Source organism: Verrucosispora sp. SN26_14.1 (assembly GCF_004307965.1).
Taxonomy (GTDB): Bacteria; Actinomycetota; Actinomycetes; order Mycobacteriales; family Micromonosporaceae; genus Micromonospora.
This window is the reverse complement of sequence record NZ_SISL01000165.1, coordinates 1-12051: the sequence shown is the minus strand read 5'-3', so window position 1 is coordinate 12051 and position 12051 is coordinate 1. Positions and strand designations below refer to the sequence as shown.

Annotated in this window: 12 protein-coding genes and 1 pseudogene; 2 read left to right on the top strand and 11 right to left on the bottom strand. The window is 73.7% G+C overall.

The annotated features are described in order from the left end of the window. The coding region (locus EYA84_RS16205) for a hypothetical protein (RefSeq protein ID WP_236145793.1) at positions 1–370 on the top strand (370 nt) is incomplete at its 5' end. 85 nt (positions 371–455) lie between these two features. Continuing rightward, positions 456–1079: an STAS domain-containing protein gene (locus tag EYA84_RS16200; RefSeq protein ID WP_131053909.1), complete on the top strand. Its 624-nt coding sequence runs from the start codon at positions 456–458 to the stop codon at positions 1077–1079. Between the two features lie 82 nt (positions 1080–1161). On the opposite strand, the gene EYA84_RS16195 is transcribed toward EYA84_RS16200, so the two are convergent. The 11 genes and pseudogenes from EYA84_RS16195 to EYA84_RS16145 form a co-directional block, all read right to left on the bottom strand. Continuing rightward, complete coding sequence (locus tag EYA84_RS16195; protein WP_131053908.1) at positions 1162–1668, bottom strand: hypothetical protein; 507 nt, start codon at positions 1666–1668, stop codon at positions 1162–1164. 147 nt (positions 1669–1815) lie between these two features. Beyond that, a complete protein-coding gene (locus EYA84_RS16190; protein ID WP_236145792.1) occupies positions 1816–3087 on the bottom strand; it encodes a cytochrome P450 in 1272 nt (423 codons plus the stop codon). Positions 3088–3092: 5 nt separating this feature from the next. Beyond that, a complete protein-coding gene (locus EYA84_RS16185; protein ID WP_131053906.1) occupies positions 3093–4649 on the bottom strand; it encodes an AMP-binding protein in 1557 nt (518 codons plus the stop codon). A gap of 15 nt (positions 4650–4664) precedes the next feature. Continuing rightward, positions 4665–5399, bottom strand: coding sequence for a class II aldolase/adducin family protein (locus EYA84_RS16180; RefSeq protein WP_131053905.1), 735 nt, complete (start codon positions 5397–5399; stop codon positions 4665–4667). Further along, positions 5396–6127, bottom strand: a complete 732-nt coding sequence (locus tag EYA84_RS16175; RefSeq protein WP_131053904.1) for a 2-hydroxychromene-2-carboxylate isomerase — start codon at positions 6125–6127, stop codon at positions 5396–5398. The genes EYA84_RS16180 and EYA84_RS16175 overlap by 4 nt, the downstream gene beginning before the upstream one ends. Further along, the gene (locus EYA84_RS16170) at positions 6124–7062 is read right to left on the bottom strand and encodes a thioesterase family protein (protein ID WP_131053903.1); all 939 of its coding nucleotides are present in this window, start codon (positions 7060–7062) and stop codon (positions 6124–6126) included. The genes EYA84_RS16175 and EYA84_RS16170 overlap by 4 nt, the downstream gene beginning before the upstream one ends. Before the next feature lie 17 nt (positions 7063–7079). Further along, positions 7080–7865 (bottom strand): alpha/beta fold hydrolase, encoded by a 786-nt coding sequence (locus EYA84_RS16165; protein ID WP_131053902.1) that lies wholly within the window; start codon positions 7863–7865, stop codon positions 7080–7082. After that, a complete protein-coding gene (locus tag EYA84_RS16160; RefSeq protein ID WP_131053901.1) occupies positions 7862–8803 on the bottom strand; it encodes a beta-ketoacyl synthase N-terminal-like domain-containing protein in 942 nt (313 codons plus the stop codon). The genes EYA84_RS16165 and EYA84_RS16160 overlap by 4 nt, the downstream gene beginning before the upstream one ends. After that, complete coding sequence (locus EYA84_RS16155; RefSeq protein ID WP_131053900.1) at positions 8800–9918, bottom strand: beta-ketoacyl synthase N-terminal-like domain-containing protein; 1119 nt, start codon at positions 9916–9918, stop codon at positions 8800–8802. The genes EYA84_RS16160 and EYA84_RS16155 overlap by 4 nt, the downstream gene beginning before the upstream one ends. Further along, complete coding sequence (locus EYA84_RS16150) at positions 9896–11029, bottom strand: beta-ketoacyl synthase N-terminal-like domain-containing protein (protein WP_131053899.1); 1134 nt, start codon at positions 11027–11029, stop codon at positions 9896–9898. Before EYA84_RS16150 ends, EYA84_RS16155 begins: the two co-directional genes overlap by 23 nt. Then, positions 11026–12000, bottom strand: a pseudogene (locus EYA84_RS16145) (beta-ketoacyl-[acyl-carrier-protein] synthase family protein); the annotation flags it as partial. The gene EYA84_RS16150 and the pseudogene EYA84_RS16145, both read right to left, overlap by 4 nt. Between the last annotated feature and the right edge of the window lie 51 nt (positions 12001–12051).

Below are 12051 nucleotides of genomic sequence, written 5' to 3'. Positions count from 1 at the left end.
AGACAGCGCCGCAGCCGGCCGCGCACGGCCGGGCGGCCGTGACCGTACGCACCTGACCCACCGCCGCCGACGCACCGACATCGCGAGAACGAGGAGCAGCATGACCATCGCCGGGATCGCCGCGGCCCTAGTCGTCGGTCTCGCCGTCGGTGCCGTGGGCCGGCTCGTCGTCCCCGGCCGTCCCGCCGTGCCGCTGTGGCTCACGATGACCATCGGCGCGGTCATCGCGCTGCTCGGCGCGATCAGTGCCTGGCTCGCCGGCCTCCGAGGATTCAGCCTGTTGGGGCTGGTCGCGCAGGCCGGTCTCGCCGCGGTCGGTGTGGTGATCGTGGTCGCCACCGCCGGCAAGGAACGTTCCGACTCCCTCTGACAAGTCCGTACGGCGACGGCGTACCGCACCGACGCCCCGAGTCCGTGTCCCGGCCGCACAGCTGCGGCACCGGAGAGGATGCAGAATGACCGTCGTACCGGACGACAACCTGATGACACTGATCTGCGACGTCTGCGGCGACACCACCACCGGCACGGCGTGTGTGCTGCCCGACGCGGAGGTGGTCTGGACTCTGGTGTCGGACCACGGCTGGAGCGGTTCCCCGTTCGCCACCGGCCCGCACCGCTGCCCCCGGTGCAGCGCACTGCCGGCCGGCCCGCCCCCGCGCGCCGACCGTACGCCGATCGGTCTCGGCGGTGCCGACGAGGCGCCCGTGGGCGGCGAGGCCGTGACGGGGCCCGAGACCGCGCTGCGCGTCGCGTTGCGGCAGGCGGTCGACGTACACGGCACGATCGTGGTGAACCTGGACGGCGTGCAGGTCATCGACTCCGCCGGACTCGGCCTGCTGGTGCGGGCCCACCGGGAGGTCCGGGAGCGGGACGGGCGGCTGTGCCTGGCCGCGCCGTCGCGGTTCATCCGCACGGTGCTGCACACCATGAAGCTCGACGGGGTCTTCCCGATCTTCGAGAGCCTCGACGAGGCCGTGGCGCAGTTGCGGCAGGCCGCGTTGACGACGGCGGACATCGACGCCGAGATGGCGGTGCCGGTGGTGGCGGAACGCCGTCCCGCCGGTCACGTCACGGTCTGATCCCCCACCCCGACACACCGGTCGACGTACGCGCGGAGCGCCGTACCCGGTGGCCGGCTGGCGGCCACCGGGTCGACGTGTGTCAGGAGGCGGCGGAGAACCCGCCCCGGCGGCGCAGCCGGCCGATCCAGCCCTGCGCGGTGTGCCGGGGCACGCCGTAGTGCTCGGCCACCGCGGTGACCGTGCCGGTGCGGTTGAAGACCTCGACGACGTCCTCCGGCATGCGCCGGTAGACCCGCCCCTTCGGCACCGCCGCCTCGGTCCGGCGTCGCGTCGTGCCGGAGCCGGAGCGGTTGGCACCGGAGCGCACGGACCGGTTGCCGGTGGCCGGGGTGAACGACTGCTCGGCGGCGGGGACCTCGGTGGGTGACTCGACGACGGAGGCCGGAGTCACCGGCGTGCCGCCGGCCGGGAACAACGCGCGCAGGAGGAGATTCAGGTCGAAGGAGGGAAGCGTCGGCGCCGAGATGCCACTGCCGGCACGCATCACGAGTTCGACCACGCGCGGCGTGGAATCGTCGATGTCGACACAGATAACGGTTTCCGTGTCGGCACCCTCGGACCGGATCGTGATTGTGTAGTCACTCATCGCCACCCTCCGCTGTTCGTCACATCACACTGCACACTCCGGCGGTGTGGTGGTTGAACGCTTCACACCAGATTAGCGGATTGAACGGGCTACTCACAGAAGCGACCCGGCATATGACGATATCACCGTCGGTGGTTAACAACTGCTTCACACTCCGTCCGGTCCGACGGAGCCGTCCGGAATGAAGCGTCCGGGCAATGACTTGAGCCCGTTCACGAAGTTGCTTTCCAGCCGTACGGCCGGTCCTGTCAGCTCGAAACGCCCCAGGTGCGGCACCAGTTCCCGCAGCATCGCCTGCGCCTCCAGCCGCGCCAGATGGGCGCCCAGGCAGAAGTGCGGCCCCATGCCGAACGACAGGTGCGGGTTGGGATTGCGGTCCAGACGCAGCACGTCCGGGTCGTCGAAGACGGCACCGTCGCGGTTGGCCGAGACGTACCAGAGCACGACCTTGTCGCCCTCGGCGACGGCCCGGCCACACAACTCGGTGTCCTCAGTGGCGGTACGTCGGAACTGCATGATCGGTGTCACCCACCGCAACAACTCCTCCGTCGCCGACGGTAACAGCGACGGGTCCCGCGCCAGCCGGTCCCGCTGGGCCGGCGCGGCCAGCAGTGCCGACACGCCACCGGAGATGAGGTGTCGGGTCGTCTCGTTGCCCGCCACCACGAGCAACAGCCAGAAGCTACAGAACTCGCGGTCGGTCAGGCGTCGGCCGTCCACCTCGCTGGTCGCCAGCAGGGTCATCAGGTCGTCCCGGGGCGACCGGCGCCGTTCACCGGCCACCGTGAGGGCGTACTGGAACGCCTCGACGAAGGTGGTGCGGTACGCCTCCACGTCACCGCCGCCGTACTCCGGGTCGTCGAAGCCGACCAGGTTGTTGCTCCACCGGTAGAGCAGGTGCCGGTCCTCGCGCGGCAGGCCGAGCAGGTCGGCGAGGACCAGCAGGGGCAGTTCGGCGGCGAGGTCGGCGACCACGTCGCACTCGTCCGCGGCGACCGCGCGGCGCACCAGGTCGTGGGCGTGGGCGGCGACGCTGTCGTGCAGGGCGCGCACCGCCCGTGGGGTGAACACCGAGGTGACCAGCCGCCGGATCCGCGAGTGCTGCGGCGCGTCCATGTTGACCAGGAGCTGACGGGCCTGCTCCAGGTCGGCGGGGGTACGCGGATCGGGCAGGAACGCGCCCTTGCGGCCGGAGGAGAAGAGCTCCGGCTGCCGGGACGCGGCGACCACCGCCTCGTGACTGGTGGCCGCCCAGAAGCCCGACCCCTGACTGAGCATCCGGCCGCCGCCGCCCCGCCGCCACAGTGCCGGCTCGGACACCCAGGACACCGGCTCCTCGCGGCGCATCCGGGCGAACTCGGTGTGCGGCACCTCGACGCCGTACGTGGCCGGGTGTGCCACGTCCGGACGCTGCGCCACCGGGCTCACGAGCGTCCCGCCGTGGTCTGCGGACGCAGCAGCTCACGCAGCACGTCGTGGCGGAGCTTGCCGGTGCCGTCGCGCGGCAGTTCGGCGACGAACCGCCACCGGCGGGGCACCTTGAACCCGGCCAGCGAACGGCGGCAGAACGCCTCCAGCACCTGCGGGGCGGCGGCCGGGTCGAGCCGGTGCGGATCGAGTTCGACGACGGCCACCACCCGCTCGCCGTACTCGTCGTCGGGTTCCCCGGTCACCGCCGCGTCCCGGACCGCCGGGTGTTCCTGGAGGACCGCCTGCACCTCGGCCGGGTAGATGTTCACCCCACCGGAGATGATCAGGTCGCGGGCGCGTCCGGTCAGATAGAGGTAACCCTCCTCGTCCAGGTGACCGGTCTCGCCGTAGGTGAAGACGCCGGGACCCAGATGCGCGTCGCGGGTCTTCTCCGGGGCGTTGTGGTACTCGAACGTCTTTCCCCCGGCCCGGCGGACGAAGACCCGCCCCGGGCGGCCGGGCGGCAGCGCCACCCCGTCCGGGTCGAGGATGACCACCTCGTTGGGAGGCACCGGCCGACCGACACTTCCCGGCCGACGCAGCCACTCCTCGGCACCGATGAGCGTGACCACGCCCGCCTCGGTCGCCGCGTAGTACTCGACCACCACCGGCCCCCACCACTCGATCATCTGTCGTTTCACCTCGACCGGACACGGCCCGCCGCCGTGCCACACCACCCGCAGGCTGCGCACGTCGGCGTCGGCCCGGACCGCGTCGTCCAGCCGCAGCAGCCGGACGAACTGGGTCGGCACCAGGTGGCAGGCGGTGATCCGGTGCGCGGCCACCGTGGCCAGGAACGCCTGCGGGTCGAAGCGCTCGTGCAGCACCAGGCGGCTGCCGCGCAGCAACGGCAGCAGCGCGAAGAACAGCTGCGCGGAGTGGTACCAGGGACCGACCAGCAGCACCGCGCCGCGCGCCGGCACGTGCAGGGCGTGCCCGGCGTACGCCAACAGCCGTTCCACCCGCCCGAACGGCGCCCCGGCGCGGAACAGGCCGTTGCGGACCCCCTTGGGCGCACCCGTGGTGCCCGAGGTGTAGAGCATGGTGGAGCCGCAGACCTGATCCGGCGGTTCGTCGGCGGCGAGACCCGCCAGCCGCGGTTCGACCGCGACCGCGTCGCCGACGTCGCTCTCCCCCGTCACGAGCTGCCGGACCCGCACCGCTGCGGTCCGCACCGCCTGGTCGACCACGGGCGCGTAGGCGGGCTCGGTCAGCACGAGTCGGCTCTCCGAGTCCGCCAGCAGGTACGCGATCTCCGGCGCGGTCAGGTGCCAGTTGACCGGCACCACCGTCACCCCGGTGTGCAGGGCGGCCAGCAGCGCCTCGAACGTCTCCCGCCGGTTGCCGCAGACCACCGCCATGGTGTCGCCGACCCGCAGCCCCTCGGCGCGCAGCAACCGGATCCACCGGTTGACCCGCGCGTCCAGCTCGGTCCAGTCCAGCTCACCGTCGGCGTCGGTCAGTGCCGGTGCACCGGTGGCCCCGGCCAGGTCCCTCAGCAGTACGGCCATCCCGTTCCCTCCGGCTCAGTCCAGCAGGTCCGGCTGGGCCCGCACGATGTCGGCGTACAGCGGCCGGAAGTTCAGCCGGGCGATCCCCGGGGTGCCGATGACGCGCCGGGTCTCGGCGGCCTCGTCCGGGCCGATCAGGATCGGCTGCCCCGCCGCCTCGGCCAGCAACTGCACCTGGGCGCTGCGGTCCATGGCGATGAACCACCAGGCCGCCTCCGCCACCGAACCGCCGACGGTGAGCAGCCCGTGGTTGCGCAGCACCACCGCCTTGGTGTCGCCGAGTGCGTCGGCGATCCGCTTGCCCTCCTCGTCGGCGAGCACCACGCCGGTGTAGTCGGCGAACACGGTGTGGTCCTGGTAGAAGGCGCAGGCGTCCTGGGTGATCGGGTCCAGCGGACGGCCCAGCGCCGACCAGGCCCGTCCGTGGGTGGAGTGGGTGTGCGCGGCGGCGACCACGTCGGGACGGGCGGCGTGCACGTGCGAGTGGATGACGTACCCGGCCGGGTTGATCCGTCCGGTGCCCTCCAGCACCTCACCGCCCGCGTCCACCAGCAGCAGGTCGCTGACGCGTACGTGTCCGAAGTGCATCCCGAACGGGTTGATCCAGAACCGGTCCGGGTCCTCCGGGTCGCGGGCCGTGACGTGGCCCCCGGCTCCCTCGTCGAACCCGTAGCGGGCGAAGAGCCGGCAGGTCGCCGCCAGTTGCCGCTGCCGACGCAGGCGTTCCTCGGCCGGCGTGCGCCCGGTCATCCGCAGCCTCCCGCGGTGTCGGTGTCGAAGGCGGCACCGTCGAGCACCGCCGCCGGAACGGCGGCTCCATCGCGCACCGCCGTCGGCACGGCGGGACTCGCCTCCGGCGTGGGCGTGTTCTCCGGTCGCCATTCGGCCAGGAAGTGGTCCACCCGGTCCAGGCCCCAGAAGCGGTGCCGACCGACGCGCAGGTACGGGATGCCGAAGATGTCGTCGTCGTACGCGGCGGCCAGGCAGTCGACCCCCTCCGCGCGCAGCGTCTCGTCCTGCGGGGCGTTCTGTGCGGCCACCGGGTCGATCCCCGCCTCGACGGCGGCCCGGGCGACGACCTCCGGGGTGCAGATGTCCTCGCCGCGCTCCCAGCGGGCCGCCACCAGCGCGTCGTAGAACGGCACCGCCCGACCGGCCCGGCGGGCCAGCAGCCAGGCCAGGTGCGGCAGGTCCCACCACGGGTCCACGTCGATCGGCCAGGCCATCGGCAGTCCGGCGCGCTGCGCCAGCCGCTTGGTGTCCACCAGCAGGTAACGGTGCTTGGCCCGGCTCATCTGCACGTAGTGCATCTCGGCGCCCCGCTCGGCCAGTGCCGCGTTCGTCTTCTCGTCCGGGTCCCAGTACGGGAACCAGTCGACCTGGGCGAACAGGTCCGGCACCTCGACACGCAGCCGGTGCACCGCCAGCCAGCTGTACGGGCTGCGGAAGGAGAAGTAGAGCCGGGGCCGCTTCTTCATGCCACACCGCCGGCCAGCGCGCGGAGCACCTCGTCGTCGAACTCGGCCAGCTCGCCGGCGTTCGGGCCGGCGCTGATCGCGTACCCGTGCAGGATGTTCGCGGTCGCGGTGTGCACCAGCCGCTCGCCGCGCCGGACGTAGCAGTCCATCCGCGCGTCGAACATGACCCCGCGCAGCACGTCGGTGACGGTCAGGACGGTGTGCACGTCCTCCTCCATCCGGGCCGCCTCGACCATCCGGATCCGGGCCCGGGACACCACCGGGATCCAGGAGCGTTCGCGGACCAGTCGGCCCACCGAGATGCCTCGGGCGGCCAGGAACCGGTCCACCACCTCCTCCAGTGCCCGCACGTAGCCGGAGTGCTGCACCCGGTCGGAGAAGTGGCAGTAGAAGTAGGGCGCCCGCCAGGTCCACAGGAACGACCGGGACCCGACCGGGGTGAGCACGTCGGCGACCGTCTCGCCGGGGCGGATCGGCCGGTGGTCGGGTCGGCTCACCGTGGCGGCGGCACCCAGGGTCGGCACCACCAGGTCCGCCAGGTGCGCGGGGGCGGGCGCGGAGGCGGTGGCGGCGGGTTCGACGACCAGCGCCACCCGGACCTTGCCGCGCAGCACCACCTGCTCGCGCCCGTCGCGGACCACCGTCATCCGCACCGTCAGCCGATCGGCGGACTCGCCGGTGACCTCCACCCGCACCTCGTCGTCGACCTCCAGCACGGCCGGCAACTGCACCGAGCAGTCGACGATCTCGACGCCCAGGCCGTGCTCGTGGAAGAGGTCGCGGGCACCGGGACCACGGTCCCGCAGCCACTGCAGCACCGCCTCCTCGACCAGATAGATGAAGTGCTTGAAACCGATCCAGGTGCGGATGTTGGCCCCCTCGTACCGGGGCCGCCCGACCAGGACGGTCAGCGGGGCGGTGGGCGCACTGGTCATGGTGGCTGCTCCTGTCGTCAGGGACGTACCGTCACCCGGTTCGCCTCACCGACGAACCGGGCGGCCTGCTCCGCGACCTCGTCGGCGTGGCGGACGTGGCAGAAGTGGTCGTAGTGCTCGTGCACCAGCAGGGTGGCCCGGGGCATGTCCCGGCCCAGCGTGGCGGCGGCGGCCGGGGAGAGGGTCGGGTCGGCCCCGCCGGCCAGGATCAACGTCGGGACGTCCACCGTGGTCAGCGCCAGCCCGCCGCTGTTGACGAACTGGTCGAAGACGGTGAGGAAGCCGGCCGGCCCGATCCGGTCGATGGCCTTGGTGAACATCGCGTCGAGCAACGCGGCGTCCAGCTTGCGCAGTCGCGGGCCGACGCGCAGCCGCAGTCCGTCGTGGACGTGCCGGTCGAAGGTACGCCGGGCCCGGTCGAAGACCTGCCAGGTGATCGGTTGCTCGGGCGGGCAGTACAGCGGGCAGATCAGCACCGTGGCGCGGGCCGCCGGCTCCCCGCCGGCCAGCAGTTCCAGCGTCGCGTTCGCGCCGAAGGAGTGCGCGACGACGGTGTCCGCCGGGCGGGGCAACCCGGCCAGCCCGGCGGCGAGCCACTGCGCCGGGCTGCCCTGGCGACGCCACCGGTAGTCGTTGCCGGCCCGCCACGGCAGGTCCAGGGCGACCACGTGCCAGCGGGGGTCGAAGGCCCGGGCCAGCGGTCGCCACGACTCCCAGGAGTCCTCCAGGCCGTGGGCGAGCACCACCAGGTCTCCCCCGGGCACGCCGGAGGTCAGCTCGTGCACCGCCGGGGCCGGGATCATCGTCCGGCTCCGGGGGTGGCGTCGAGGAGCAGCTCGCGTACGCCGTCGGTGTCGTCACCGCAGGCGACCGCGACCGGGCCGGGCGCTCCGGCGTCCAGCAGCGTCGCGGCCAGCGCCAGGTTCACCACGCCGGCCGCGCCGTAGCAGTCTCCCCAGTGCGCCGCCGGGTCGAAGCCGCCCGGCCCGATCCGGCGGTACGCGGACCGCCCGCCGGACGGTCCCAGCACGGGCCCGGTGTCGGACCGGGCGGTGGTGGTGAGCACCAGGCAGGCGGCACCGGCGCGCAGCGGGAAAGCCGGGCGACCCGCCTGGTGCAGTTCGGTGGCCACCTCGTCGGCCGGCTCGGTGCCCACGACCAGCACCCGGTCGGCCCGTCCGGCGCGCAGCAGCAGCATCGCCGCGCGGACCGCGTCCAGGCCGGCGGTGGCGCCGGAGCAGACCATCAGGTTCGCCGCGCCGAGTCCGAACCAGAGCGCCACGGTGCTGGCCACCACGTTGCTGGAGGCGTTCGGGGCGGCGAGCGGGCTGACCGCGCGGCCCCCCTCGGCGTGCACGGTACGGGCCAGGTCGGCGACGGTGGCGACGTTGCCGAGGTTGCCGGCGACCACCACCGCGCTGCGGGGGTCGACGCCGTCGGGCGGGTGGCGGCCGGGCGGCAGGCCGAGCGCGCGGTGCACCGCACAGAGCGCCAGCCGGGTGGCGGGTTCCTTGAAGAGCAGGCCCTTACGGCCGAGCACCTGGTGGGCGCGGTCGGCGGGCACCGCGTCGGCCAGGGTCGCGGACAGTCGCGACGCCGACGTGCCGGACCACGCGGCCAGGTCGGCGGCGAGACCGTCCGCCTCGGGCAGGTGCAGGCTCCACCCGGCCACCCGCACCGTCACCGGTGCGGCGGTGCCGGCGGGCCGGGTCGGGTCGGGGGCGATCAGTGGGCTGGTCACGGGGCCTCCACCAGGGTGACGGCGTTGACGCCGCCGAAGCCGAACGCGTCGGACTGGACCAGCCGGGCAGGATGCGCGGTCGCCTCGGTGGGGAACCGCAGTCCGGTGCCCTCCGGCAACGGACGCCGCAGTCCCACCACCGGTGGCACCCGGCCCTCGGCCAGGCAGCGGCGTGCCACGTCGAGGTTGACCAGCGCGGCGGCACCGGAGGTGTGCCCGGTGGCGCCCTTCACGGCGGTCACCAGCGGATCCGCGCCGCCGCTCACCAACACCTGCCGGAGCGCCTCGCACTCGGCCGGGTCGTTGAGCGCGGTGCCGGTGCCGTGCGCCACGACCAGGTCGACCTCGGCCGGTTCCCGGCCGGCGCGGGCCAGCGCGTCCCGCATGGCGCGGGTGATGCCGGCCACCGACGGGGCGGTCTCGTGGTGGGCGTCGCAGGACAGGCCGGTGGCCACGATCCGGGCCAGGGCCGGACGGGTGTCGTCGTCGTCGGGCACCAGCACGAGCGCGGCGGCGCCGTCGCCGAGCAGGACGCCCTGCCGGTCGGCGTCGAACGGTCGGACCGTCTCGGTGGGGCGGTCGACGACACGGCCGATCATCGCCAGCATCGACTCGGTGGTCGCGTCGACGCCGCAGACCAGCACCGCGTCGGCGTCACCGAGCATGAGCAGGTCCTCGGCGAGGGCCAGGACGTGTCCGCCGGCGCTGCACGCGTTGCTGACGGTCACCACCTCCCGCAGGCCGGGCACGGCCGTGTGCACCGCGTCGCCGAAGTGCAGCCGGTGCGCGCCGAACGCGTCGCCGCCGGTGGCGTACGCCTCCACCGCCGCCAGTTCCCGCAGACCGGTGCCGACCAGGGCGACCACGCGGCGACGCCGGGGATCCAGCGCACCGGCGGCGACCGCCCGCGCGGCGCACTCGGCCACCCAGCGGCTGGCCGCGAAGGCCCGGTCCGCGCCGTCGTCGACGTGGTAGCCGTGGGCGACGTTGAGGGCGGCCGGTACGCCGTGCCGCAGCGGACCGATCCCGCTGGTGCCGGCCAGCAGGCCGGCGAAGGTCCGGTCCCCGTCGCCGAGGCAGGTGCGCAGCTCGCTAGCGGTCAGACGCGCCGGCACCCGGCCACCCCCTGACGATGGCGGCAGCGGTGCCGCCGTCCGGGCTGCGCGAGGTGATCAGCGCCAGCCGGGGCGTGTCGCCGGCCGGTGCGGTGGCGAGGAAGGTGGCCAGCGCGAGCCCACCGGTGGCCGCGTCGCAGCGCCCGAAGAGACCGCTGGCCCGGATTCGGGTCGGCACCTGGCCGAGCGCCGCACAGGCGGGGTCGAACTCGTCGGTGTCGTCCTCCGCGGTCTCGCCGGTCAGGACGCAGTCCACCTCGGCCGGGTCGACGCCGGCCCGACGGACCGCCCGGGAGACGCACCCGGTGAGCGCCCGGTCGGCGGCCGGACCGCCACCCGGGCCGTACGCGGTGGCCAGCGCGAGCACCTCGGCCTCCCGGCGTACGCCGGCCCAGGCGGGCTGTTCGGCGCGGGTGAGCACGAAGACCACCGCCGCCTCACCGGTCGGCACCGGCTGCCCGGGGCGACCGGTCAGCCAGGTGGTCCAGGCCCGGTGCGGGCTGAACTCCTCCACGGCACCGACCAGCATCGCGTCGACGTACCCCCGGGCGATGGCGTTGCTGCCGTACCGCAGCGCGTCGAGGAAGGCCAGCGGGCCGGTCGCCACCGTGGCGTTGACCCCGCGCAGGCCGTGCCGGATGGCGGACTGCCCGGCCGCGCAGTTCATCACGGTGTTGGGGAACAGCACCGGGTTGACCAGGTACGGCTTCTCCTGGACCAGCGTCTCCCGGGTGTAGTCGCTGGTGGAGCGGAAGCTGCCCAGCGAGGTGCCGAGCACCAGGCCGAGCCGGGCGCGGTTGGTGTCGTCCAGCTCCACGCCCGCGTCGCGCAGCGCGTCGCCGCACGCCACCACGGAGAGCGCGGTGGCCCGGTCGTAGAAGCTCGTGCCCTTGCGGCCCAGGTGGCTCCGGACGTCGAAGTCGACCAGCGCGTGTCCGGTCGGGGTGGGCAGCGGCTCGTCGGTCAACGTGGTGACGTCGACCGGCCCGCCCGGAACCGGGCCGCCGGCCGGGACGCCCGGCGTGACGGCGGCCAGGCGTTCGGCCAGCGCGGCCCGGCCCACCCCGGCCGGGCTGACCGCGCTCCATCCGGTGATCACGACCCCGCTCATTCGACGGCTCCGATCAGGACGATGGCGTTGTTGCCGCCGAAGGCGAACCCGTTGTTCTGCACCACCCGGACACCGGCCTGGCGGGCGGTGTTCGGCACCGGGTCCAGCCCGGCCAGGGCCGGGTCCGGATTGGCCCAGTTGATCGTCGGTGGCAGGAACCCGTGCGCGATGGCGAGGGTTCCGGCGATCGCCCCGAAGCCGCTCGCCGCGCCCATGGTGTGCCCGATCATCGACTTGATCGAGCTGACCGGGGGCACCCGGTCGCCGAAGACGTCGAAGATGGCCTGGGCCTCCACCGAGTCGTTGGCCGGCGTGCCGGTGCCGTGGGCGCAGATGTAGTCGACGTCGGCCGGCTTGACCGAGGCGTTGCGGTGGGCGGCGCGCATGCAGGCCGCGATGCTGCCCCGGTCCGGTGCGACGGGGTGGTTGGCGTCGCAGTTGACGCCGTACCCGAGGACCTCGGCGTAGATCCGCGCCCCACGGGCACGGGCGTGGTCGAGGGTCTCCAGCATCAGGATCGCCCCGCCCTCGCCGGTGAGGATGCCGGAACGGTCCCGGTCGAACGGCGAACAGGCGTCGGCGGTCAGCGCCCCCAACCGGTAGAAGCCGGCGTGGGCCCAGCGGCAGACCGAGTCGGCACCGCCGGCGAACATCACCTCCGCCTCACCGGTGGCCAGCATGTCGTACGCGTAGCCGATCGCGTAGTTGCTGGCCGAGCAGGCGGTGGCCAGGGTCAGCGACTCCCCCGCCAGGTCCAGTTCGGTGCTCACCGCGTGCGCGAGCCGACCCGCCGGCACCTGCCGGAGCAGGTCCGGGTCCATGCCCTCGAAGCCGGACTCGACCTGTTGGGCGGTCACCGCCTCGACCACCACCGACTCGCCGCTGGTGGTGCCGACCACCACCCCGGCGCGCTCCGGCGCTACCGCCGACGGGTCCAGGCCGGAGTCGGCCAGGGCCAGCCGCGCGGCGGCAGTCTCTTATACACATCACCGAGCCCACGAGACTAGCGCTCATCTCGTATG